This is a genomic window from Acinetobacter guillouiae (genome assembly GCF_002370525.2).
GTDB classification, from domain to species: Bacteria; Pseudomonadota; Gammaproteobacteria; order Pseudomonadales; family Moraxellaceae; genus Acinetobacter; species Acinetobacter guillouiae.
In genome coordinates this window covers 2,032,865-2,057,306 of sequence record NZ_AP014630.1, presented here as the reverse complement: position 1 = coordinate 2,057,306, position 24,442 = coordinate 2,032,865, and the positions used below count along the sequence as shown (strand labels likewise).

Below are 24,442 nucleotides of genomic sequence, written 5' to 3'. Positions count from 1 at the left end.
TTTTTTAAAATTGAATCAGATGCTCAACCGAACTAATTGCTAGACCCAATGGATGAGATGACAACATAATGTAAAAGAAAATGCCTATCTAGATCTTTATTAGATAGGCATTTTTATTGGGGCTAATTTTATTTGGGTTAATTCAGCAACAAAGCCACAGCAAATAAACCAAAGCATAAGGATGAAAGATAATAAATATATTTGATTTTGGTTTTAAACCAATGCATAGCTTTATTTTGAGTCATCAATCGCACCAGAAACAAGTTCCAGATCAAAACCACACTCACCATCCACAGACAGGTTAAAGTCAGTTGAACAACATTATAGTGTTGATAAATTGCCATAATAATACTGCTATAAAACAGGATATTTTTAGGATTTAATAAACTCGACTGTATCCCCAGCAAGACATATTTTATCCATGCAAAGGTTGGCTTATTTTGGTGTTCTATATGATAATCCACTGTTAGCTTAGCTTGTTGTGCAAATATGAAACACCGATAAGACAAATAACTTAAATAAGCAATACAGCCCCATTTTACCAACTTTAAAATTTCATCATCAAATTTGCCAAGAAAAAACAATGAGCCCAAAATAAGACCAATCACGACAACATTTCCCAAGACGATCCCTAAACAAACAGCTCTCGCCGCATGTGGCCCATTTCGAAACAATGAGGTTAAAATAAGAAAAAAATCAGGGCCGGGTGAAAGTAAAGCAATGAAATGGGTGACAATCACAATAAAGAACAGTTGCATTACTCGATCCAAAAAATATTTAGATGAGCTTAAATACTTTTAGAACTTGTTATCTTGTAGATAATTGCGCAGTTAGAGCATGACAAACTGCGCTTGAAACTGCTTTGGTGTGATTCCGGTATGCGATTTAAACACATGATGAAAATGACTTTGGTCTGTAAACCCCAAATCATGTGCAACTTGAATAATTGCTTCTCCAGACTTCAAACGCTTTCTGGCTATATTTATTTTTTGATTTAATTGATACGCATGTGGTGTTAAGCCAAAATTATTTTTAAACAAGCGAATAATAGCATAACGACTAATCCCTAGACTTTGACTGAGATCCTCTAAAGAAAGCATCTGTTTACTATGCTTCATATCATCAATCATTGCACCCAAATGCTTTTGAAAATAATCAGACTGCTTTAATAAGGTAAATTCAAAATTGGGCAATAATATTTCACTCAGCACTTCAATTAATTGTTGTTGTTTGAATAAAATCGATATGGTTGGATCAAATAACAGCTGATTTAACTGGGTAAATGCTTGGTATATATGCGGGTTTGTTAAAATTTGTGGTTTTAGCAACGGAATGTGATGAGGATAAAGCTGCTCAATATCTTTGACTAATTCTGAAACGAGTTGAGCAACCCAATGTGCATCTAAATGCATCATCTGATAACTCCATGCTTGATTTTCCAGTGGATTACATGCGTGTTCCACCTCAGCTGGAATGATCACTACACTTCCTGTTTGAATTTGCTCTTCACTGGCAAAATAGCTACTAAAGCGGCTTATTCCACAATCTACAGCACCAATCGAAAAGGTCGGATGGCTATGTGATTTATAGCAAATACGGCTTTGACATGCCCTACGTGTTTCGACATAGGGCATTTGCGGATCAGTCCAAAATTCAACTGTAGTGTCTAATTGCATTATATCCTCAGTCTTATTTTGGTCTTTACAACAGGTTATTCTGCTAAAGCTTTTTCAATATCCTGTTCTATATCCTCAGGCTTCGTGGTGGGTGCATAGCGGTTAATCACTTCACCTTTCTTATTAATTAAGAATTTGGTGAAATTCCACTTAATGCCACTGCCGAGTATGCCCTTACTATTATTGGTTAAATAACGGAATATCACATGCGCTTCAGGCCCTTTTACATTCACTTTAGCGAACATTGGAAAAGAAACACCATAATTGCGTTGGCAATAAGCGCCGATTTGCTCATTTGTACCTGGGTCTTGTCCACCGAACTGGTTACAAGGAAATCCTAAAACTTCAAGACCTTGGTCTTTATATTTCTCGTAAACCTTTTCTAATCCTGCAAATTGTGGAGTAAAGCCACATTTACTTGCAGTATTTACAATCAATAAAACTTTTCCTTCATAATCAGAAAAAGATTTATTTTCACCCTCTAACAGCTCAGCCTCAAACTGATAAATGTTGGTCATGGATACGTTTCCTCGTCGCCTTTTTCTTGTGATTTTAATTCTAAAGAAGCGGAATTTACGCAGTAGCGTAAGCCCGTTGGTTGTGGTCCATCTTCAAATACATGCCCCAAATGAGCGTCGCAATGATGGCATATAATTTCTACACGTTCCATACCATGCGAATGATCATCTTGTTCTTCTATAACAGTATTATTGATTGGTTTAAAAAAGCTCGGCCAACCACAACCACTGTCATATTTAGTTTCTGAAGAGAATAATTCTTCCCCACAACATCGACATACATAGGTTCCATGCTGCTTGGAATTCCAATACTTTCCAGTAAAGGCAGGTTCAGTGCCCTTTTGTCGAGTGATTTTAAATTCCTCTGGTGATAACTCTCTTTGCCATTCTCGGTCTGTTTTATTGAGTTTTCCCATCATTAAACTCCTTTAAATCTTTGACATTCAATGTCATGCTTCAGTACTTCCATATTTACGCTAGAGCTTGGAAAATTTCTAGCTAAATTTCAACATAGATTGTGATATTTCAGTAATCTATTTTTTTAACTCAAAATAATTGGATAAAATTATGTCCGTTTTAGGTAACACAACCCCACGTGAAATCAAGAAATCGTCAAAGCTAGAGCATGTTTGCTACGACATTCGTGGACCAGTGTTACGAGCGGCCAATGAGATGGAAGAAGCCGGTCATAAAATTATTAAATTAAATATCGGTAACCCCGCCCCGTTCGGCTTTGAAGCCCCGCAAGAAATTATCAATGATGTGGCTTTAAATTTGCCTAATGCTGTCGGTTATACAGATTCAAAAGGAATCTTCCCTGCGCGTAAAGCCATCTGTCAGTATTATCAGCAAAAAGGTATCTTGGATTTACATGTCAAAGATGTGTACATCGGGAATGGTGTATCTGAACTGATCGTTATGGCGATGCAAGGTTTATTGGATGATGGCGATGAAATGCTGGTTCCAATGCCGGATTACCCATTATGGACGGCAGCCGTAAATCTATCAGGTGGTACAGCGATTCACTATAAATGTGATGACCAAAACTACTGGTATCCTGATATGGCGGATATGGAAAGTAAAATCACCCCGAATACTCGTGGTATTGTGGTGATTAACCCAAACAATCCAACAGGTTCAGTCTATCCACGCCATGTTTTAGAACAGATTGTCGCATTGGCAAAAAAACATGATCTGATTTTATTTGCGGATGAAATTTACGACAAAATTGTTTATGACGGTATCGAACATGTCTCTGTTGCAGCATTAGCAGGAAACCATTTATGTGTTTCTTTTAATGGTTTATCTAAAGCCTATCGTATTGCAGGTTACCGTTCTGGTTGGATGGCGATTACGGGCGATAAGTCTCGTGCAATGGATTACATTGAAGGCTTGGACATGCTTGCCTCTATGCGTTTATGTGCCAACCATCAAGCCCAATATGCGATTCAAACTGCTTTAGGTGGCTATCAATCAATTAATGATTTGATCCGCCCAGGTGGTCGTTTATATGAACAACGCAATATTGCTTGGGAAATGCTTAACGATATTCCTGGCGTGTCGTGCGTAAAACCAGAAGGTGCAATGTATTGTTTCCCTAGGCTGGATCCTGAAATCTATCCAATTGAAGATGATGAAAAATTCATGTTAGATTTCCTCAAAGCTGAAAAAGTTTTACTGGTTCAAGGAACAGGTTTTAACTGGCCTACACCTGATCATTTCCGTGTGGTATTCCTCCCTGCAGAAAATGAATTACGTGAAGCAATGAACCGCTTAAGTCGTTTCTTGGCAAAAATGCGTTAATCTTTATAAAGTAAAGATAAACTCAAAAAGGCATTCAAAATTGAATGCCTTTTTTAATTGCTCAATTCATCTGTACAACTAAAAACTTAGTCATTGACGTTATATTGCACAACATCTTCATTGAATGCTGAAAAAACGCACTGGCAAGCACTTTATCCAGTTTTAATAGTATGTAACTATAAATTTGAGTGATTATTTGAAAAATTACATTTTTAAATAAGTATGGGCAACAGCTCAGTATTTATATAGATTGAAAAACTGGTACAAAAAATGCTTATGACCAGAACAATGATTGAAAAGGATAGTTTATGAAAAAGACGGTTACTGCACTTACACTTGCAATTGGCATGCTTTTACCCTTTACGAGTTATGCAAAAAATAATGTCGTTGTCGTCGCAACTGGCGGTACGATCGCGGGTGCTGGAGCAAGTTCTACAAATAGCGCAACATATACTGCTGCGAAAGTTCCTGTAGATGATTTGTTGAATGCAGTTCCGCAAATTCAAAATCTTGCCAATGTTACAGGCGTACAGGCTTTACAGGTTGCTTCAGAAAGCATCACTGACAAAGAGCTTTTAACCATTGCACGCAAAGTGAACGAATTGGTTAAAAAGCCTGATGTGAATGGCGTGGTGATTACCCATGGTACAGATACTTTAGAAGAAACTGCTTATTTTCTAAGTCTTACAGTTCATACAGATAAACCAATTGTCGTTGTTGGTTCTATGCGTCCACCTTCAGCACTTTCAGCTGACGGCCCTTTGAACCTGTATAGTGCTGTTGCGCTTGCTGCCGCAGACAGTGCCAAAGGCAAAGGCGTTTTTGTGTTAATGAATGATGATATTTTTGCAGCACGCGATGTGTCAAAGACCATCAATATTCATACCGATGCTTTTGTCAGCCAATGGGGTGCTTTAGGTACACTGGTTGAAGGTAAACCTTATTGGTTTAGAAACGTTGCAAAACGTTTTAACAATAGTTCTGAGTTTAATATTGAAAACATTCAGGGTGATGCGCTACCAATCGTTCAAATCGTTTATGGTTCAGGCAATATGCTTCCAGATGCCTATGTGGCCTACGCGAAAGCGGGTGCTAAAGCCATTATTCATGCGGGTACAGGTAATGGTTCCGTAGCAAATTATATTGTTCCGACATTAAACCAACTCCAGCAACAAGGCGTACAAATCATTCGTTCTTCCCGCGTTCCACAAGGTTTTGTGTTACGTAATGCTGAACAGCCTGATGATAAATATGGTTGGGTGGTTGCTCACGATTTAAATCCGCAAAAGGCAAAACTTTTAGCCGCTTTGGCACTCACTAAAACCAAAGATGCAAAAGAAATTCAACGGATGTTCTGGGAATACTAAGTTTAATCTTTGAATCAAGCTTAATACTTGAATCATCTTTAAAACCAGCACAAAGTTAAGCGTGAACTATTGATTAAACCGTCAAATTAATTTGGCGGTTTAATTTTATCTTGATTGGATAATGATTTAATCCGCTGTTAAATCCAATTGATCAAGGATATAAAGTGTGTTGCCATCAATGATATTTTTATCGTGATCCAAATACTTTTGTTCCAGTACTCCATCCGTTTCAGAAAAACCATAGTCATCATCATTGAGCACTGCTAAATGCTGTTCATCAATCACCCATAGACCTTCAATTTTATCGTGCGGATACTGTAAACGCGCAACCAAATCCACCACTAAGGTTTTTTCTACTGGGTAGATACCCTGTTGAGCCAGACCACTCCAGCCTGCTGTTAACACATATTGTTCTAAGGTTTGTTCCGCTATCAACAAACCGAATTGTTCATCTTGCCGAATCGTCGAAGTTGGCTTTAGCTTTTCTAAATCAGTGGCATGTTGCAAATTGATTTTATAAATCCGTTTAAATGCTTGATGATTATCTTTATAGAAATCATCATCACGTTCTGCGACTAGAAATTGTGAGGCACTCAATGCGGTTATTGCCGTATTTGAATAAGCCTTCGGACCTCCTTCTTGTTGATACAAATACTGAGAAACGACTTTGCTTTCTAAATCAATCATCACAATACGCACAAGATCTGATTTGCTTACCGATGCATCAGGATTGCTCATGGTGGATTGCATGATGCCCACCAGCTTTTTTTGATCGGGTGTAATGGTTAAACCTTCCATTCCTCGATTCTGGCGTCTATTGGCATATTCTTGGGGCAATAAATACCCCGATGTTCTTCGCTCATCTAAAACATAGGCATTGATCCGGTCGATTTCTAGCCCGTCTGCATTAAAATGCACAATATGAGGACCATATTCATCACTGACCCAGAAAGTACCATCTTTGAGTGCAACCAAACCTTCAGCATCCAATCCAAATTCATCTGTCCCTATGGCTAATTTCTTGCCATCTTGGTCATAGGCGATTTCTTTACTTGCGCCAAAATGCTGATTAGGCAAACCTGTAATATTTCTGCCTGTTGGATCTTTTAATAGAATTTCTTTTATTTTCTGAATAGTTCCATCATTTTTTAACTCAAATAATCCAATCTTAGGGGTATAGTCAGGCTCTAAAAAGATTTTGCCATGATCTTGATTAACGTTATACGTGGTATTCGGCCCACGATCTGTAAGTGCATAGAATTGATACTTTTCTGTAGGGTGTGCTGAAATTTCTGAACCAAACCCACCACAACGAATCTCGATAAAATGGCCAGGTTTTGCACCATCAGGAATATTGTGAATGTTTAAAACTTCATAAGGCAAACGCACGCCTTGGCTAAATTTTTTATAAAGCTGAGGATCTGTATCAATATTGTTTGGGTCGATATGCTGTTCAGAAGACAATAAGTCCATGTTCCAATCTCATTTTTTAATATTCTGATTATTTTTTATCATGAAATCAGATAAACCACAGTAAAAGAAATGCGATAAACTGTGTAGATACACTTTCAAAGTCAATATAAATGAAAAGATTTTTTACCCTATCACTGATTGTTTGTTCTGCATCGCTACAATTGGCATATGCTGGGACGACGTTTAAAAAAGTTTCTGAGTGTCAGAGTGATTATTTTAATGGCGATTATTGTTCTAAAGCCAATCTTGCCAAATATAAAAATGCGCTTAAAACAATGCAGCCCAATTTTGATAAAAAATATATTTTACTCAATACGGGAACTTCAGATTCTTTAGAAATGGTTGCTTTAGATACCCAAACAGGGATGGCCTATCCACTCAATTATCAGTTTACGGGTTGGGAAGATAATGAAGGCAATGTCAAAAAGAAGCCCACTTATACATTTGCATTGAATGACTCAAAATTATGCTTAATGGGTTCACAATTCGATGGTGATCACCCTGGCACACATGAAACCTATAGCAATATTAAAAATTGTTTTAGTATCAATCATCAATATGGCCATACAAACTTTGAATCAAATTACGATGATCAGGTTCAATATAACTATGATAATAAAAGCAAAACATGGAAGCCTTATTCGCGTTAAATTTTAAATCCATAAAAAAAGAGGCTTTCGCCTCTTTGCTAAATTTAATGATCCGTTCAATACCAGACTTAAACTAATTCAGGTTTAGTCAATTCGGTCATTGGCCAACGTGGTGTTGTCGTCACCGATAAACCATCTTTTTGTCCAGCTTTTAAACGCTGGTAACCTGCAAACGCAATCATTGCACCATTATCTGTACATAAAGCAGGTTCTGCATAATAAACCGTTGCTTTAATTTTAGCTAAATCTGCTTCTAAACGCTCTCTTAAACGTTTATTGGCACTGACACCGCCCGCAATCACCAAACGTCTTAAACCCGACTGTTTTAATGCTTTAATCGACTTTTTGACCAAAGTATCCACTAAAGCTTCTTGGAATGAAGCTGCAATATCTGCATCACGTTGTTCTTCACCTAATTTTTTTAACTGCACTGAAACAGCAGTTTTTAGACCACTAAATGAAAAATCTAGTCCTTGATGCAACATTGGACGTGGAAATTCAAACGCGTTTTTGTCACCTTGTTCCGCCAATTTTGAGATATTTGGACCACCTGGATAAGGTAATTTCAACATTTTTGCGACTTTATCAAAAGCTTCACCAGCGGCATCGTCAATCGACTCACCTAGAATTTCGTACTCACCAATTGCATGTGCTGCCATCAATTGAGTGTGTCCACCTGAGACTAATAATGCGACAAACGGAAATTCAGGTGGATTTTCGGATAATAATGGAGCAAGCATATGACCTTCCATATGATGCACGCCAATTGCGGGTTTATTCAGCGCAAAAGCCAAGGTGCGACCAAATAATGCCCCTGTCATCAGTGCGCCCATTAAGCCTGGGCCGCGCGTATACGCCACTGCATCGATCTCTGATTTTTTTACACCGCTTTTCTCAAGCAACTGATTAATCAAAGGAATTAACTTCCGAACATGATCACGAGAGGCCAACTCAGGGACCACACCACCATACTCTGCATGCAATTTAATTTGACTATATAACACCTGTCCTCTTAAGCCGACTTCATTGTCATAGAGCGCTAATCCTGTTTCATCACATGAAGTTTCTAAGCCCAGAACGATCATTAAATTGCCTTTTACCCATTTCAAAATATTGCTAAAGCTATTATAGACTTGTGGTATGAGATGTAAATGAGTAAAATACTGACCTTCACTTGTGATCTAGGGTAATTCGACCCTGATCTTATCCATAACTTAATGAGGATTCTTCATGCCACAAGTTAAATTGAAAGAAGGCGAACCAGTAGACGTAGCTATCCGTCGTTTCAAACGTTCATGCGAAAAAGCTGGTGTTTTAGCTGACGTTCGTAAACGTGAATTCTACGAGAAACCTACTCAAGAACGTAAACGTAAAAAAGCTGCTGCTGTTAAACGCTACCAAAAGAAATTGGCGCGTGAATCAGTACGTACTACTCGCCTTTACTAAGATTAATTTGTGATTGATTGACTCACCTGGACAGATAAATGACTACTTTAAAAAACCAAATAACTGATGTTTTAAAAGCAACAATGCGTGCTAAAGAAATGGGTAAGTTAACGGTAATTCGTGGTCTACAGGCAGCAATCAAGCAAATCGAAGTCGATGAGCGCATAGAGCTTGACGATACTCAGGTTCTTGCGGTCATTGAAAAGCAAATCAAACAACGTAAAGAATCGGTCAAAGCCTTTGAAGGTGCAGGCCGTGAAGATTTAGCTAGTAAAGAACAAGCCGAAATTGAGGTGTTATCTCAGTTTCTACCTGAAGCTATGTCAGAGGACGAGCTTGATTCTCTCATTGCGCAAACTATTACTGCGCAAGGTGCAACTAGCATGAAAGATATGGGTAAGGTGATGAATTCTCTACGTCCGATCATAGCCGGACGTGCCGATCCAGCACAAGTTTCTGCAAAAATTAAAGCAAAACTTGGCTAAACCCAACGTTCTTAAATCTGAATTTCTGTTTGATTTGGTCTATTTAACAACTTAAATAAAAATTATTTTGCAATGAAATAGTTTCTTGTTAAATAGCCCAAAATCGTCAATTTACAATATCACTTCATTTATTTTCTATCTGATAATGACAAATATCTCTAAAGCCACCATCGACTGGATTCTGTACAGATTGATATTGAATATTTTTAAGTAAAAACCCTGCTTTTTCACATAATTTTCGTGCCAATATATTTTCCACATCGACATAAGCATTTAAACCTAAAAAATTCCATTTCGAGAATAAACTACTTACAAATAGTGTTAGCGCTTGTGCCATATAGCCTTTTTGTTTAAATTTTGAGTTTCCCCAAAACCCAATAGATGCAGTATTTTGCAACCAATCAATTGCATGGATATCAACCACCCCTAAAAAATCATCAGTTTCTTTTAAACGGATAATAAATACAAAGTTCTCTTTATTTAATAATGCCACCAAACGAGATTGGCAGAATGCCATTGAAGCTGGCAAATTAGGTTCTTCCAATGCCCATACTAAACTTGCAGGAAACTTTCTAAGCTCGGTTAAAGTATTTTTTATTGCACTATATAAATCTTCAGCATCAGATACTTGAATGATGTTGAGAACAATCTGCTCATTCTCAATTTGAAATTGGCTAAAATCCATAAATGATGTGGCTCAGATGTAAGATGTTAAAGATAAACCTATTTCAAATCACACTGAATATTATATTTTTTAAGCAGCTGCATTTCAGGTGATAACATCACTTTATCAATCACATTTTGTTTGGTCATAGATTGCGCTGATGGTGGGAGGTATTGACGATTTTCATCTGTCGTTTTATACATATCATCGACATATTTTTTAACAATGCCACAGAATTGTGACTCTTGTTGCGGGTTAAACTGACTCAATTTAGGATCTAGACTACGCAAAAAAAATTTCATGTCGGCACTGTATTGCGTCGAAATACGCTCAACTTCTCGAACATAGCTTTCTGGTACTGCTGCAAATGTTGAGTGAGCATAGAAAAAAATGCTGCATGCGATTAAAATTTTCTTCATGTGAATCAAATACTTTATTATAACTTTAAGTGATTTTAGCTTAACCTGTTCACGCAAGAATAGAAAGTAAATTTTCTTTAATGGCACATTTAAAATCACCCATTATTCTTAGTTTTTTAACTCAAGTTTTAAGTCCTTTAAATCAAGCTTTTAAATTTTTAACTTTCGTTCATCTTGCATCACTTTTAAGCGTGTATCGATACGGGCACTCATCGCATTATTTTCTTTAGCCAAACGCTTGGCATGTAAAAGTGATTTAATTGCATTTTCTTCATCACCAGACCAATATTGAACTTCTGCCCGATTTCTCAGCACATTGACTGTACGCATTGGATTCTTTTTATCTAAATTTGCCGCTTGTTGTAACAGTTGCCAGCCAATAATATCTTTATTATTTTTATTCACAAAACGATTAACCAATTGCTCAGCTTCTTTGGGCTTCTGCTGTCGAATATAAACTTCGGCTAATTTATAACTTAATGCACGATTTTCTGGGGTTATGATTTGCTTACTGATGATGGTTTGATAGGCATCATCTAATTTATTTCGCCCTAAATAAATATCAGTTTGAATCAAAGTGACCAAAGTATGCTCAGCGTTGACCTTCTTGGCTAAATTCAGCTGCGTCTGCGCATTGTCATAATCACCTTGCAGCAAATAAAACTCACTTAAAGCCAATAGACCCGCTAAATTATTCGATTGCGCTAAAGCTAGCAATTGACGGTCAGTGGCTTGTCCCGAAATTACTGCGGTATACCATTTAATAATATCAAAATCAGATTGCTGGGCACGAAAAGGAACTTTTGGAAATTGATTTGCCCTTAATCTTGCTTCACTCATACGCTCTGTTGTTAAGGGATGGGTTAACCAAAAATCAGGTAAAAAACTTAACCGACTGGTAGAACGATGCATGGTTTCAAAGAAATCAGCCATACTTTCTGGGTCATATCCAGCCCCATACATAAACTGCATGCCGATCCGATCAGCTTCACGTTCTTGATTTCGGCTATAACTGAGCTGCTTGTCCATCAATGCAGCTTGTGTACCCATCATCACCGCACCACCAATATCACCATCCGCTTTGGACGCCAATGCAGCGCCAACAATGATTCCAGCAAGTGCCAATAAACCTTGACCTTTAAATGCTTCCTGTGAACGGCTGTAATGACGTTGTGTGACATGGGCAATTTCATGTCCCATTACACTGGCAACTTCATCCATATTACTTGAAGCTGTAATCATTCCACTATTTAAGGCAAACATGCCCCCAGGTACTGCAAATGCATTGATCTGTGCATCTTTGATCACCACCAAGCCTACTGGTTGTGAAAGCTGAGTTTGACTGAGAATTTTTGAAAAAACCAGCATAAACTGATCTTCCAGCCAAGGATCTTGCAGAACTGGCATTTGCTGTTGAACCTGACGGTAAACTTTTTCACCAATGGTTTTTTCTTTTTGTTGATCAATAAACCCCACCCCACTGCCAATTTCAGGTACTTCAAATTGAGTACTATTCTGAGTATGCAGAAAATCATCAGCTGAGCTAATTGAAGTGCTTAAGCAGAGACAAAGGCTGAGGAAGGTCTTGTTCAATTGATCGTCCCAATTATTTTAATATTCTAAATATAACATTGAATTTAGTACAAATTCGCAATGAAGTGTTAGGGGGCTGTAAACACTTCATATGTAATTTGCATTATCAGCAAACATTCAACATCAACTAGAAGTTTTCATTGACTAAATATCTTGGTGTGCGTTGTTCCAAAGCATCGACTAAATTTTGAAAAGCCAGTTCCGCCATTTTCTTGCGCGTCTCGGCAGTTGCTGAGCCGATATGCGGTAAAGTCACGACATTATCCAACTCAAACAATGGCGATTGTTGCAACGGTTCTTTTTGGTATACATCTAGACCCGCAGCAAAAATTTGACGGTTCTGTAAAGCCTCAGTTAATGCCTGTTCATCCACTACTGAACCACGCGCAATATTGACAAAAACAGCATGCTTTTGCATCAAGGCAAACTCTTGAGCACCGATTAAGGCTTTAGATTGGCTATTTAAGTCTACTGCAACCACAACAAAATCAGCTTGTTTTAACAGTGCTTCAAGACTTTTATATTGTGCATTAAACTGTTGTGCAACTTCGATTTTTTCACGGCGATTATGATACACAATATTCATATTAAAGCCATAAAATCCACGTCGTGCAATTGCCGCACCGATATGACCTAAACCGATTATTCCTAAAGTTTTACCAAAAATTTCTTGACCAAATTGTGTTGCATTGACTGTACGTTGCCACTCACCTTGTTTGGTCCAGTGATCTAGACTCGGTACTTTACGCGCAGCACTCATCAACAAAGTAAAGGCTAAATCCGCAGTCGTTTCGGTTAATACGTGTGGTGTATTCGACAACCAGATTTTCTTTTGATTTAAATAATCAACATCGTAATTATCATAGCCCACACTGACAGAGGAGATAATTTTTAATTTTTCTGCAGTGGCTATATTGCTTTCATTAAGCAAACGACCCGCACCAATCATTGCATCTGCATCAACAACTGCTTGACGAATTTGTGCATTGATATCGCCTTGCTTAGGATTCAATACAACCAACTGATATTTTTCTGCTAATTTTGCTTGAACTTCTGAGTCGATTTGACTAAATACAACCACTTTTTTATTCATATCCCAGAAAACCTCTCAGTACAGATCTTGAAAATTAATTCAGTTTATTTTGCATAAATTGCCATAGACGGCGTTTTAATAAAGGTTGCTCAATCATCTCTTGTAAACTTGCCAATTCAAACATTTCAGTATTGTTTAAATAAGGCAATTGACCAAGACTGATGACTTTACGCTCTTGCCTTAAAGCATCAACAAACCCTTGGATATACATCGCAGCCCCTCTTCCATCTTGAAGCTGCACCATTGGAAAAGGCCATTTTAAATCATAAAACTGCCCTACAAGCGCCTGCTGTATATTGCCCCATAGCGTGAATTGGTCAGCGCTGATTTGAGTACAATCGACAAAAATGACACAGCTTTCAATGCAATAGGCTTGGATTTCAAATGGCGCAATTTGTAATGCAGGCTCAACAGTAAAGTTTGTCTGTTGCTGAATTTGCTCAGGTGCCGAAACCTCTTCAGTTTGCTGTGTTTCTGGATTTCGTTTTAATAAAGAAACTTCAGGCTGATGTACTTTTTCAATCTGTGGCGGCTGTACATTTTGATTTTCTAATTTTGCATCAGATTGAGTTGAATATGTGTTCAACTCAGCCACTACAGCAATATCTTGTTCAACTTGAGCAATATCACGGTATAGCGCATTTTCATAATGACGTGTTTGAACATCAACCTTGGGGATCCAAAGCTCTATTCCCATCGTAGCCAAAATGCTACGCTGATGTTCTGATACATTCATATTCATTATGGATTCAATACACACTATTCAAGCTATATTTTAGCTGTGTTTTGCCTTTTTTGTCGCACTAATCAAAGCAAAAAAACACGATAAATTAAATTTAAACGCAAGAATATGTTACATGCTGATTTTAGCGACAATCATTGAGCACCAACTCACTATAAAGATGTGATTAAAATTCCGTACTTTGCCGTAAGATACATCCCCTGACGAATGATATCTGTACCATTGGCATGATGAACTTTGAGTTCTTGAGTCAACACATCAAATTGAAAAGCATCATAACAATCTTGATGTTGGCATAACCAAGTTAAAGTATCAGCAAGATGTTCATCGACAATATAATTTTCAGCTAAAAAATCTTTAGACATTATGATTCAAAGACAATAAAACAAGAATAGGGTTATTCTAACGTAAATTTAACCATACTGAAAAAACCAAGACAGCCTTAAGCAATAAAATAAAACAGCCATATGCAATCAAACAAGGACATCTATCGCCATAAGATTGAATGAATCAGCTTGAAAAACTAGATTTTTATTATTTTCATTTAGAGATATAACGCTTTCTAAATATCACCATATTTTATCGAATGATCATAATACAGTGATATTTTGAGATAGCTTCTAGAAAATTAATGATGAGCACCACACTTACGACACTCTTTAACCACAATATTATGTCCAATTTCATATTCAAAACTGTGGATACACAATAATTTTCTGATTTTTTGAAACATTCTAAAACTCCTTTTAATATCTCACGTCAATATAGTTTCATCCTAAAACATCAATGCCTTAACAAGACATGTAATATGTTTAGCACATATACATATATATGAATAATACTTTTTCCTAGTTCTTTAGTCTGATACCCCCAATTTCATCATCAAATTTTCAAATTGTGATAATCCAACTAAGTTATTGTTTTTTATTGGTTAAAACAACAAAAATGTTGCAAAAAAATATTGTTTTTAAGCTTGATTTAATCTGACTTTTATATAGGATGAAATGATAGCTTTTTCTATTTAACAAATTTTTTCACTTAGAAAGCTTCTGAGAAAAATACAATTTAAGCCTATCAACAAGATTATAAAGGAATTTTATATGCAAGGACGTATGATGCAGCAACCATTATTAATCAGTAGCCTCATTGAGCATGCTACGCGTTATCATGGTGATACTGCGATTATTTCAAAAAATACCGATGGCACGATTACAAAGACAGATTGGACACATGTAAGCGAGAATGCGAAACGCTTTGCCAATGCACTTGCTGGACTGGGTTTAGGCTTAGGTGACCGAGTTGCAACGATTGCATGGAATAATCATCGTCATCTTGAATCTTGGTATGCAATTTCTGGAAGTGGCTTGGTCTGCCATACCATTAACCCTAGACTCTTTCCTGAACAATTGATCTTTATTATCAATGATGCTCAAGACAAAGTGGTGTTATTTGATAAAACCTTTTTACCACTAATCAAAGCAGTGAAAGCCCTTACCCCTAATGTCGAGCATTTCGTTTATCTGGGTGCTTTTGACCAAGATATTGCCGATGCCCTCCCAGATGTTAAATTCTATGATGTGCTGATTGCAGAACATTCTGTACAGTACGAGTGGCCAAATTTTGAGGAAAATACCGCAAGCTCGCTTTGCTATACCTCAGGAACAACGGGCAATCCAAAAGGCGCTTTGTATAGTCATCGCTCAACCATTTTACATACCTATGCGATCGCACTGCCCGACTCACTAAATTTATCTGCAAAAGATATTATGTTACCTGTGGTTCCCATGTTCCATGTCAATGCTTGGGGTACACCTTATGCCGCAGCAATGGTCGGTTGTACATTGATACTCCCGGGGCCGGGTCTAGATGGTGCCAGCTTAGTACAAATGATTGATGAATATAAAGTCAGTATTGCGCTCGGTGTACCGACCATTTGGCAAGGCTTGCTTGCCGCAGCAAAACAATCTGGTAGCGCTCTTGAAAGCCTTAAACGCAATGTCGTTGGCGGTTCAGCTTGCCCACCTGCGATGATGAAAGCATTTAGAGACATCTATCATTGCGAAACTATTCATGCATGGGGCATGACTGAAATGAGCCCATTGGGCACAGGCAACCAACTTAAAGCCAAACACCTAAATTTAAGTGAAGAAGAACAATTTAAAGTTCGCTTGTCTCAAGGTCGCCCACCTTTTGGCGTAGATTTACGTATTACCGATGAAGAAAATGGCACACATGAAGTTGCGCGTGATGGACATAGCACGGGGAATCTGCAAGTAAAAGGCCATTGGATTATTGAGTCTTATTATGGCAAACCTGAAAAAGCGTTAAGTGCTGATGGTTGGTTTGATACTGGTGATATCGCTACGATTAATGAAGATGGCTATCTGCTGTTAAGCGATCGTGCCAAAGATTTAATTAAATCAGGTGGTGAGTGGATTTCTTCTGTTGAACTTGAAAACATTGCCATGAATCATCCTGAAATTGCGATGGCTGCTGTGATTGCAGCAAACCACCCGAAATGGGATGAACGCCCAGTGGTGATTGCGATTAAACAGCAAGGCACTCACATTACTGAGCAAGAACTACTGGATTACTATGCAGATAAGATTGCGAAATGGCAAATCCCCGACAAAGTGATTTTTGTTGAATCCATTCCTTTAACAGGTACTGGTAAGATGTTAAAGCGTGATTTACGTGAACAATATGGCGATGTGTTATTAACTGAATAATTCTATTGAAAAGCTTTAGCGCGTAACGCCCTATTCAAATCAGTTTTAAAAGCCCAATAACATTGGGCTTTTCTAATTCTAAAAAATTAGATATTCAATCCATGATCAGCCTTAAACAAGCAGTGTAAATCAGCAAGATAAGTGTAATATAAAGATCTTTAATATACTCGCCTATTGGCTTTGCAATAGCATGTGCAAAGTCTTTGCGCTGCTTATAATCCAAACATTTTACGATGATCTGCGTTTAGCTCAATGACTCATCTCATTTGATATAAACATAAAAAAACTCGGACCGTAATCCGAGTTTTTTCAATATCGATCAACTACATTTCAATGCCAATTGCATCTAAAATGTTTTATCAATGTCTAGAATCTCCAATGATAGAATACGTCAATGGCTTTTTCTAAAGACTGGCTGGCTTCTAGATATAAACGTTTATTCATTTGATAACGTAAAGTCAGTTTATTCACTGGTGTAAATACCCCCACACCATAGCGAATATACAAGTCAGGGGTAATATAACCCGTCAAACTGACCTGCGTATCATCCCCAGTCCCTTGTGCATCAAATGACAAACCACTTAAACCAAATGTACGTCCAATTTGATTGGTAAATGCGCGCGTTCCCCCTAGCCCCAAACTGATCCCTGCTGCTGCAATCGTATTGTTTACATCCGATTTAAATCCTTCAGCATTACTTAAGCCACTAGAACCTTCATTAATACGTCCTGTAATTAAAGCATTCATCGCTTCCTGATCTGACAAACCAGCATCATTATAAACTTGAATGTTTGGACTAGACGCTGTGCCTGTAATACGTAGACCTACCGTACTGCCAGAAATGCTCTTATTGGTATCAACATCCAATGTAGGATTAGATAATGGACCATTAAAACGAGCAATGGCACGATTTAAGTCTAAGCGCTGACCATAAGCCTCAACAGTTACTTTTTGACTGACACCGATCGCACCATTGGCACGCATTGCAGTTTCCAAACCGCGTTGAGAAAGGTAAAGACGACCCACCAATGGAATACGACTGTTAAAGCCTTGGAAAATAACTTTGTCGCCCAAGTTTACAGAAACATCTGCACGTATAGACCAAGGCTGTGCTGCTTTAAGCACGGCAAGCTGATTTTGACCTTCTTTTACTATACGGACATCAGGTGACACATTGACTACGGTTGCACTGGATTCAGGCATTGAAATTAATGCACTAGGTACATCAACTTTACCTTTAACGGTCAGTTTCTTACTTAAAGGTAAAGCATCCAATTCAATATCAGTATCGACAACTGCTGTGATCAACGGTGCTTGACGAATCAGTAACTTGTCGCCATTGAGACGTAATTGTACATGGGGATCATTTTTCCAATCGATACTGCCATTAATTTTACCGACACCACGACCACTGTTAAATGCACCATTAATTGTTGCGACATCTTGACGAATCGAAGTGTAAATCTGAACATTATTCAAATTCACAGGCAGTGAAATCATACTAATTTCACCATTTTTTAAGCGCATTTCTCCATCAAACAATGGTTGTGTCAGCGTACCGTTAATTTTTCCTGCAAGCGATAAAGTCCCATCGAGTTTACGTACATCCGCAATAAATGGTTTTAAGATTTTCAACTGAACTTCGTTAAACGCCACCTCACCACGCATCGGCTTAGATTCGACATATGGATTGACAATGACACTGGCATAACCTGTTCCAACATTCGGCGCTTTTAAATCAACACGCAATAGCAAACCATCTTTTATGCTTTTTGCAATTACACTGGCTTCGTCATAGTTCATTGAAGTTGAAGGATCATTCGGATCTTCTGCCGCAATACCAATTTGCCCATTACGAGTAACCAGCTTGGCATCTAATTTAGGCTGTGCACCTTTCGCCCATGATGCTTTTGCATAACCATTTAATTTCCCCGTCAGTGCCAAACCTTCTGGCATAAACGCAGCAAAATCATTCAGATCTAGGTTTTTAGTAACAAAAGAAACATTACCATTTTGCTGACTTGCGCGGATCGGTTGATCAAAACACAATTGGCTTTGCTGACTTGACCAACAATGCTGCCCAACATATAACTCCGATTTTGACGCGTTAAAAATAACCGGCGCATTTTGTTGTTGTAATAAGTGCGCTCTTACTGAGTCAAACTCACCTTTTTGAATCTGACCCAACCAATCATTTTGCGCATTAAATCCACCTGCAAGCTGCACATAGAACTTAGAATAATAGTTCCATGCCTGAAGCTGTAATAAATGTGCTTTACGTGTTCCAGAAAGTGTAATCCCTGCATGCTGAATCTCACGGTTTCCACTGCGCAAAGTATCCATTTGCGCCACCATTTTCGACGCTACAGTTTCAGAAGTTGGTAATTCACCTTTTAAGCTTAATTTTTTAATGCTTAGGCTATCATTAAAACTAAAATTATCGACTGTGAGGTTTGCAGTTGCACTCAGACGTGGCTGTGCTTGTAAATTCAAATAACCATATGCTGTGCCACGCAATCCTGGATAAAGCTCATATAATGCAGGTGCATTGACTTTTAATCGTAGATTCTGTGCATTTCCTGTCGCCTGAACTTGGTTATTGGCATAAGACAAAAATAAGTTGTTGGCTTCAAATTGCTGTGGCATCAAGCCTTTTAAATCAGAATTTAAAACAACTGCAAGGTTACCTCGTCCTCTCAAAGGTTTGTTATTGATCATGCCTGCAATATTCAATTGTTGAATATTAATTCTCTTCAGACGATCTGACCAATTCCCCTGAGTCTTCACATTCCCAGAAACTTCACCACGGACAGAAGAAACAAAATATTGTGGCTTAAAACGCACCAAAGATGCGTTGATATCCCAACCGATGCCATTACTGATATGCACCAAGCCATTGGCTAAGATTTTTCCTGCAACACCATCATGCTGTAGTTCAGATATTTTAATCAGCTCTGGTGTACCCGCAACTCTGATCTTTAACAAGCCACTGCCATGTTTCAGCTGCGAAGCATTTAATGCGCCATCATAATTCACAGCAAAGCCTTTAAACGCTCCACCAGCATTAGCATCATTGAAAATAACTGCGGCTGTACTTTTACCTGTCAATTGGATTGTTTCAGGGTTGGCTTGATTTGCAAGTCGCCCAGTTAAATTAATCGCATCAAAATTAATCAATTGTTGATTTGGTTTTGCATAACCATTGGCTTTTATTTGTCCATTGATTAAATCTACTGGTGCTGTTGCGACAATACTTTGTGGATTAAAATCTTTTGCATTGAGCAAGGCATTCCATTTTAACTGGCGTTTTTCAGTAGGTAATTCAACAACTGCGTTTCCAGATAAACTGCCTTTCGTTGCCACATATTCAAATGCTGGTACGTGTAGATCATTGCCTTTTAGGTCTAACTGAGCTGTGTATTTACCCTCAGGTAAACTGCCTTTTTCATGTTGACGTACAACGGTTGCCACATGAATATTTTGCTGATCGTCAACCAGTGCAACTTCAACCTGACCTTGTTCACTGCTTAACCAACCCACATAAGGCACGGCTCGGTCGATATTTTTCCAGTTAACACCCAATAACATCGGTTCAGGCTTTTTACCCTTTTGTTCAGCTTGATCTAATTTAACCTTCCAAGCTTCATATTTATCAAAATCAACATTGGCAGTTAAATGCATACCTTGTTTTAATTCGCCCACTGAACCAATTTTGGCATCAAGGGAAACAGGTAAAAAGTCCTGAATCACTTGTGGGATAATTTTATCTTTTGGATTAATTCGATCTAAACGGCCTTGTACATCCCAATGCACATGATCTTTCCAGCTGACCAAACCGGCAAGATTTAAAGCACCACCCATCAATTGACCATTTAAATTATTAATATTCAACTGATTGGTTAAATCGGTATGTGCTAAAGCAGTATATTGACCTTGTGGGATATTTTTACCACTAATGTCTGTATTAATATCTAAGTTTAAGCCCTTAACATCACCTTGAAATTTCGCCAAGCCTTTTTTAGAGAGTAACTCTTGTTCCTGCAACAACGGCCAATGATAGTCTTTAAACACCAAAGCACCATTCATTGGAACATCATGACGCATCGGATGGATCACCGCCCAACCCGTTAAAAGATCTGGCGTTTTGGTTGCAACACCCGCTTTAATCGTGCCGAGTGAACCACGCGCATGTACATAAATATCTTCAACATTTAAACTTTTTAAACTTGGGATCCGCAAAATTGCCTTGGCATTCAGCGGATAATCGCCTTGTTTAAAGTTCATATTACCTGTCGCGTCTTTTACAGATAAATAGCCCATGTCCATTTTAGAGTTTTCAAACTTCAACTCTGTACCCGACCACAATGCATTTTCTAAATGAATATCGTTAAAATCAATTTTTGAAGATGCAGTTTGCAACTGCATATGATCTACATTCGCTTCATCTAAACGTAAAACAAAGGGTAACTTGATTTCGCTAAACTTAAAGGGTTCATCACTTGGTGGTGTTTTGCTGATAATTCTTAAATTGTTGACATCAGCATGGCTCAGATGAATTTCTTTATCTAATATTGCGCGCCACCCCAAGGAAACATCCGCACGATCAATTTTGACATCAACTGCAGTGAGGGTGACCAATACATTTTTGAGTATGATCCCTTGCAACAAGTTACCGCTTTCATATTGGTAATCAATAATTTTCTGGCTTGAAGCAACCCGATCCAATAAAAACTTACTGCCTTTATCGGTACTAAACATCACAGCCAATGCAGCAATCAATAAAATAATGACCAAAAGCAATGACATCAGAATATTACGCAATATATTGCGCTTCTTCGGAGCCTGCTCTTGCTTTAGTTGATCATTTTGCTGTTCATTTTGAACATCTTGATGTTCTTCATCAGCCATAATATTTCCAGTATTTCTCTTATATTTTTAGTTAATTAAAGTTGTGAACCAATAAAGAAGTGCAGTCGAATTGGACGAGCAGGATCTGAAACACCTGATGCAACATCAATTCGAATCGGACCAATTGGTGACTTCCAACGGATTCCTAAGCCTAAGCTATATTGGGTATCGTTACTAAATGATTTATCGTAAGCATTACCAAAGTCGCTGAAAATTGCGCCACGCCAACCCTCTTTAAATTGGTAATTGTATTCCAATGAACCGACAGCCAAACCTTGACCACCGACTTTATAACCATATTCCGTTGGAGATAAGCTCTTATAATCGAAGCCTCGTAAACTCTGGTCACCACCAGCAAAGTATCTTAAATTATAAGGAACTTGATCAAAATCTTTGGCAAAAATATAGCCGACATTCAAACCACCAACAACCTGATGATTATCATTTTGACCAAAAGAATATAAGCCTTTCCAATCTGCACTGGTGATCGCCATATCGGTATCTGAAAGTAAAGATTTACTGCCAAGCTGAATTTTATAACTTTGCTTATATCCGCGTGTTGGATTGATCCGATTATCACTGGTTGTTTTGGTTGCTTCATAACCCAACAATAATGATTGCTGTTCTTGATTTGAACCAGGAATTAAAAAAGCATCAGGGATATTGGCAATATCTACAGGACCATTTTGAGTAACACGGTCTAAACGGTAACGCACGCCAAGAATATGCTGCCACTCTTTTCTGGAACCTTTAATAATACGGTCTACCCCAGCTACCGCAGATTCAATGACCAAATCCATGTCATTACCAATACCATCACGGGTTTCTCGTTCATAACCCGCAACCAAACTAAAGTAATCATTTAATGGATGTTTATAAGGAATGTTGTAGCGAGCATCAATCGCTTGACGAATTTGTGACAGTTCCATATTGGCATCAAAAGAATGCCCTAAATGGTTGACAATCGCACGTCTATATTGGCTACGTAAACGTACCCCTGTATCAGTCCCATAACCAATACCTGTTTCTAAACTGTTTAAGCGATCCGCATTTAAAGTCACAATCACAGGAATCTTTTTATTCTCACGTGCCTGATCTTTTAATAGATCATCATCAGATTCTTTTTCTTTCTGCTGCGCTTGAAGCTGCTTTAAGTTCGGATTGACTTCTTCACCTTGCGTTCCAGCAAACTGATTTTCATTGACCACATTTTGGGTCACTTCTTTATCTGACAAATGTGCTTTATCGGCATTGGTTTGCGCAGACAATGTCGTTTCAGTGATTTTTTGCTGATCCACTAAGGCTTGCAGATCTGCAGGAAGCTCAAGTGGTTTTACAATTGCATCCGGTTTAATCGCATCAACCAAGGTATAGTTAAAATAACGTGAGTTAGTTAAGTTATTGGCCAAACCATTGACACGCCATGCGGTGTAATCTGCACCATCTTCCCACGGCGCTAAGGTTTTTAAGATTTTTAAATCGATTGGGAGCGGCTTAGAAGGATCACTCATTCTGAACTCTACATCTTCGAGTTTATAACGATCGCCCGTTTCGTATTTTAAATCAATTTTGGCTTTGTTTTGTGGTTGTTCAACTTTGACATCATGTAAACGCCAATAACCATCAAAAAATCCATTATTCGATGCTGCATCTACTATTCGGTTTTTGGTAGATTCATAAGCACCATGATTGAGAATATCACCTTCTTCTAAATCAGGAAGTACGCCAATAACTTGGAACTGTGCCAGTTTAGCGCCAGCCCCTGTAAACTCAATATTTTGTTCAGCCACTTTGACTGGATCATGTGGAGTGACTTTAACCCCTAAATGAGTATCATCAATTTTAGTAAACTTGAATTCTGCATTGTAATAACCTACTGCTTGGGCAGCCTGTACCGCCAGTGTTCTTAACTGTGGCACCGAGCCATTAAAATCAGAATATGCTTCTTGGGTAAAAGTTCCTAATTTTGCTTTTAAATTAGTTGCAAGAATCGTAGGTGCACCCGTCACGGAAACACTGATTTTTGGAATTGGTACACCGTTGTCTTGCGGCCCACGAATTTTATTGACTAAACTTTTAAAGAAACCAGGTTTAGCCTTTTCTTCATCGCTATTACTCTGTGTATTATCAACCAAGGTTTTACCCGATTGATTTTCCTCTACAGAAATTTTATTGTCCGCACGAATCGTTTGTATAAGCTGATCAACATTGACTGGCGCTTGCGTAATTTCATTCAATTCTTGCTGGGTCGCATTAGTCACTTCAACTTGAGGCGCTTTGGTCACCCCATTACGAAAATTCTGCGCATCCGTTTTCGCATCTTCAGCAACTTTATAAATTTCATTTGCTAAAGACTGATCCACAGCAACAGCGGGTAACTCTTCAAGATCTTCAAATTGGATCGGCTTAAAATCATCTTGCACCCCCATATTTTTTTCTTGTTGTTCAAGCATTTTAACACTATCGATTTGATCAGTTTGTTGAGCTTGTTGAATTTTCTGATCTAACTGGTCGATCTTTTCGTTGGGTACACCTTGTTGAATGGCTGCTGATTCTAATTGTTCTTGAGTATTGCTGATTTTTTCAGAACTTGTACTGATGGTTTCAGAGCTTGATGGCAAGTTCTGATTGCTTTGTATTTGATCGGCATAACTGACAGGGATTGCAAAAACACTTAAAAAAACACTTGAACATATCAGTTTATTGATATGATAACGGTCAAAGTGTAAATGTACACTATGTGAAAGCACAGATTTTTTAAAATTAATTTTTGCTGGCATACCAAGCTCGAATGACCTAAATTTATTTGTAGAAAGATCAATTATTAAAAATCTTTCAAATACCCAAACCAATTGGTTTTACACATGATTTAAGTT

At 38.0% G+C, this 24,442-nt stretch carries 20 protein-coding genes; 6 read left to right on the top strand and 14 right to left on the bottom strand.

Going from position 1 to position 24,442, the window contains the following annotated elements; translation table 11 throughout:
• Positions 1 to 137 precede the first annotated feature (137 nt).
• The 4 genes from AS4_RS09405 to msrB form a co-directional block, all read right to left on the bottom strand.
• A complete protein-coding gene (locus tag AS4_RS09405; RefSeq protein ID WP_096733979.1) occupies positions 138 to 758 on the bottom strand; it encodes a LysE family translocator in 621 nt (206 codons plus the stop codon).
• A gap of 72 nt (positions 759 to 830) precedes the next feature.
• Positions 831 to 1,676: an AraC family transcriptional regulator gene (locus AS4_RS09400; protein ID WP_096733978.1), complete on the bottom strand. Its 846-nt coding sequence runs from the start codon at positions 1,674 to 1,676 to the stop codon at positions 831 to 833.
• Between the two features lie 35 nt (positions 1,677 to 1,711).
• Positions 1,712 to 2,194: a glutathione peroxidase gene (locus AS4_RS09395; protein ID WP_096733977.1), complete on the bottom strand. Its 483-nt coding sequence runs from the start codon at positions 2,192 to 2,194 to the stop codon at positions 1,712 to 1,714.
• A complete protein-coding gene (gene msrB / locus AS4_RS09390; RefSeq protein WP_004720961.1) occupies positions 2,191 to 2,610 on the bottom strand; it encodes a peptide-methionine (R)-S-oxide reductase MsrB in 420 nt (139 codons plus the stop codon). The genes AS4_RS09395 and msrB overlap by 4 nt, the downstream gene beginning before the upstream one ends.
• Before the next feature lie 151 nt (positions 2,611 to 2,761).
• Here msrB and AS4_RS09385 point away from each other — a divergent pair, with 151 nt between their 5' ends.
• Positions 2,762 to 3,997 carry a pyridoxal phosphate-dependent aminotransferase gene (locus AS4_RS09385; RefSeq protein WP_004720962.1) on the top strand — a complete coding sequence of 412 codons (1,236 nt, stop codon included), beginning with the start codon at positions 2,762 to 2,764 and terminating at the stop codon, positions 3,995 to 3,997.
• Between the two features lie 308 nt (positions 3,998 to 4,305).
• Positions 4,306 to 5,364: a type II asparaginase gene (locus AS4_RS09380; protein WP_004720964.1), complete on the top strand. Its 1,059-nt coding sequence runs from the start codon at positions 4,306 to 4,308 to the stop codon at positions 5,362 to 5,364.
• Positions 5,365 to 5,490: 126 nt separating this feature from the next.
• Here the strand turns inward: AS4_RS09380 and AS4_RS09375 are convergent, their stop codons facing one another.
• Positions 5,491 to 6,837, bottom strand: coding sequence for an esterase-like activity of phytase family protein (locus AS4_RS09375; protein ID WP_096733976.1), 1,347 nt, complete (start codon positions 6,835 to 6,837; stop codon positions 5,491 to 5,493).
• A 110-nt stretch (positions 6,838 to 6,947) separates the two neighbouring features.
• Between AS4_RS09375 and AS4_RS09370 the strand changes: the two genes are divergently transcribed.
• Complete coding sequence (locus AS4_RS09370; protein ID WP_096733975.1) at positions 6,948 to 7,487, top strand: hypothetical protein; 540 nt, start codon at positions 6,948 to 6,950, stop codon at positions 7,485 to 7,487.
• Positions 7,488 to 7,555: 68 nt separating this feature from the next.
• On the opposite strand, the gene tsaD is transcribed toward AS4_RS09370, so the two are convergent.
• Positions 7,556 to 8,572 (bottom strand): tRNA (adenosine(37)-N6)-threonylcarbamoyltransferase complex transferase subunit TsaD, encoded by a 1,017-nt coding sequence (gene tsaD, locus AS4_RS09365; RefSeq protein ID WP_096733974.1) that lies wholly within the window; start codon positions 8,570 to 8,572, stop codon positions 7,556 to 7,558.
• Between the two features lie 145 nt (positions 8,573 to 8,717).
• On the opposite strand from tsaD, the gene rpsU reads away from it, so the two are divergent.
• Both rpsU and AS4_RS09355 read left to right on the top strand, forming a co-directional pair.
• Complete coding sequence (rpsU, locus tag AS4_RS09360; RefSeq protein ID WP_001136722.1) at positions 8,718 to 8,933, top strand: 30S ribosomal protein S21; 216 nt, start codon at positions 8,718 to 8,720, stop codon at positions 8,931 to 8,933.
• 38 nt (positions 8,934 to 8,971) lie between these two features.
• A complete protein-coding gene (locus AS4_RS09355) occupies positions 8,972 to 9,418 on the top strand; it encodes a GatB/YqeY domain-containing protein (RefSeq protein WP_004720970.1) in 447 nt (148 codons plus the stop codon).
• Positions 9,419 to 9,542: 124 nt separating this feature from the next.
• Here AS4_RS09355 and AS4_RS09350 read toward each other — a convergent pair whose 3' ends face one another.
• The 6 genes from AS4_RS09350 to AS4_RS09325 form a co-directional block, all read right to left on the bottom strand.
• Positions 9,543 to 10,103 carry a GNAT family N-acetyltransferase gene (locus AS4_RS09350; protein ID WP_096733973.1) on the bottom strand — a complete coding sequence of 187 codons (561 nt, stop codon included), beginning with the start codon at positions 10,101 to 10,103 and terminating at the stop codon, positions 9,543 to 9,545.
• A gap of 38 nt (positions 10,104 to 10,141) precedes the next feature.
• The gene (locus AS4_RS09345; RefSeq protein ID WP_004821117.1) at positions 10,142 to 10,501 is read right to left on the bottom strand and encodes a hypothetical protein; all 360 of its coding nucleotides are present in this window, start codon (positions 10,499 to 10,501) and stop codon (positions 10,142 to 10,144) included.
• Positions 10,502 to 10,651: 150 nt separating this feature from the next.
• The gene (locus AS4_RS09340) at positions 10,652 to 12,049 is read right to left on the bottom strand and encodes a M48 family metalloprotease (RefSeq protein ID WP_227548159.1); all 1,398 of its coding nucleotides are present in this window, start codon (positions 12,047 to 12,049) and stop codon (positions 10,652 to 10,654) included.
• Positions 12,050 to 12,221: 172 nt separating this feature from the next.
• The gene (locus AS4_RS09335; protein WP_096733971.1) at positions 12,222 to 13,187 is read right to left on the bottom strand and encodes a 2-hydroxyacid dehydrogenase; all 966 of its coding nucleotides are present in this window, start codon (positions 13,185 to 13,187) and stop codon (positions 12,222 to 12,224) included.
• 34 nt (positions 13,188 to 13,221) lie between these two features.
• Positions 13,222 to 13,929, bottom strand: coding sequence for a hypothetical protein (locus AS4_RS09330; RefSeq protein ID WP_096733970.1), 708 nt, complete (start codon positions 13,927 to 13,929; stop codon positions 13,222 to 13,224).
• A 152-nt stretch (positions 13,930 to 14,081) separates the two neighbouring features.
• Positions 14,082 to 14,294 carry a hypothetical protein gene (locus AS4_RS09325; protein WP_096733969.1) on the bottom strand — a complete coding sequence of 71 codons (213 nt, stop codon included), beginning with the start codon at positions 14,292 to 14,294 and terminating at the stop codon, positions 14,082 to 14,084.
• A 735-nt stretch (positions 14,295 to 15,029) separates the two neighbouring features.
• On the opposite strand from AS4_RS09325, the gene AS4_RS09320 reads away from it, so the two are divergent.
• Positions 15,030 to 16,658 carry a long-chain-fatty-acid--CoA ligase gene (locus AS4_RS09320; RefSeq protein WP_096733968.1) on the top strand — a complete coding sequence of 543 codons (1,629 nt, stop codon included), beginning with the start codon at positions 15,030 to 15,032 and terminating at the stop codon, positions 16,656 to 16,658.
• A 366-nt stretch (positions 16,659 to 17,024) separates the two neighbouring features.
• Here AS4_RS09320 and AS4_RS09315 read toward each other — a convergent pair whose 3' ends face one another.
• Both AS4_RS09315 and AS4_RS09310 read right to left on the bottom strand, forming a co-directional pair.
• Complete coding sequence (locus tag AS4_RS09315; RefSeq protein ID WP_096733967.1) at positions 17,025 to 21,566, bottom strand: translocation/assembly module TamB domain-containing protein; 4,542 nt, start codon at positions 21,564 to 21,566, stop codon at positions 17,025 to 17,027.
• 35 nt (positions 21,567 to 21,601) lie between these two features.
• The gene (locus AS4_RS09310) at positions 21,602 to 24,346 is read right to left on the bottom strand and encodes an autotransporter assembly complex protein TamA (protein ID WP_096733966.1); all 2,745 of its coding nucleotides are present in this window, start codon (positions 24,344 to 24,346) and stop codon (positions 21,602 to 21,604) included.
• Between the last annotated feature and the right edge of the window lie 96 nt (positions 24,347 to 24,442).

What these genes read in the sequence shown, in the direction of transcription:
- AS4_RS09355 (WP_004720970.1), top strand. Translation starts at nt 8,972, where the DNA reads ATGACTACTTTAAAAAACCAAATAACTGATGTTTTAAAAGCAACAATG.
- AS4_RS09385 (WP_004720962.1), top strand. Translation starts at nt 2,762, where the DNA reads ATGTCCGTTTTAGGTAACACAACCCCACGTGAAATCAAGAAATCGTCA.
- tsaD (WP_096733974.1), bottom strand. Translation starts at nt 8,572, where the DNA reads ATGATCGTTCTGGGCTTAGAAACTTCATGTGATGAAACAGGATTAGCG.
- AS4_RS09320 (WP_096733968.1), top strand. Translation starts at nt 15,030, where the DNA reads ATGCAAGGACGTATGATGCAGCAACCATTATTAATCAGTAGCCTCATT.
- AS4_RS09400 (WP_096733978.1), bottom strand. Translation starts at nt 1,676, where the DNA reads ATGCAATTAGACACTACAGTTGAATTTTGGACTGATCCGCAAATGCCC.
- rpsU (WP_001136722.1), top strand. Translation starts at nt 8,718, where the DNA reads ATGCCACAAGTTAAATTGAAAGAAGGCGAACCAGTAGACGTAGCTATC.
- AS4_RS09405 (WP_096733979.1), bottom strand. Translation starts at nt 758, where the DNA reads ATGCAACTGTTCTTTATTGTGATTGTCACCCATTTCATTGCTTTACTT.
- AS4_RS09375 (WP_096733976.1), bottom strand. Translation starts at nt 6,837, where the DNA reads ATGGACTTATTGTCTTCTGAACAGCATATCGACCCAAACAATATTGAT.
- AS4_RS09330 (WP_096733970.1), bottom strand. Translation starts at nt 13,929, where the DNA reads ATGAATATGAATGTATCAGAACATCAGCGTAGCATTTTGGCTACGATG.
- AS4_RS09345 (WP_004821117.1), bottom strand. Translation starts at nt 10,501, where the DNA reads ATGAAGAAAATTTTAATCGCATGCAGCATTTTTTTCTATGCTCACTCA.
- AS4_RS09350 (WP_096733973.1), bottom strand. Translation starts at nt 10,103, where the DNA reads ATGGATTTTAGCCAATTTCAAATTGAGAATGAGCAGATTGTTCTCAAC.
- AS4_RS09310 (WP_096733966.1), bottom strand. Translation starts at nt 24,346, where the DNA reads ATGCCAGCAAAAATTAATTTTAAAAAATCTGTGCTTTCACATAGTGTA.
- AS4_RS09370 (WP_096733975.1), top strand. Translation starts at nt 6,948, where the DNA reads ATGAAAAGATTTTTTACCCTATCACTGATTGTTTGTTCTGCATCGCTA.
- AS4_RS09315 (WP_096733967.1), bottom strand. Translation starts at nt 21,566, where the DNA reads ATGGCTGATGAAGAACATCAAGATGTTCAAAATGAACAGCAAAATGAT.
- msrB (WP_004720961.1), bottom strand. Translation starts at nt 2,610, where the DNA reads ATGGGAAAACTCAATAAAACAGACCGAGAATGGCAAAGAGAGTTATCA.
- AS4_RS09395 (WP_096733977.1), bottom strand. Translation starts at nt 2,194, where the DNA reads ATGACCAACATTTATCAGTTTGAGGCTGAGCTGTTAGAGGGTGAAAAT.
- AS4_RS09325 (WP_096733969.1), bottom strand. Translation starts at nt 14,294, where the DNA reads ATGTCTAAAGATTTTTTAGCTGAAAATTATATTGTCGATGAACATCTT.
- AS4_RS09335 (WP_096733971.1), bottom strand. Translation starts at nt 13,187, where the DNA reads ATGAATAAAAAAGTGGTTGTATTTAGTCAAATCGACTCAGAAGTTCAA.
- AS4_RS09380 (WP_004720964.1), top strand. Translation starts at nt 4,306, where the DNA reads ATGAAAAAGACGGTTACTGCACTTACACTTGCAATTGGCATGCTTTTA.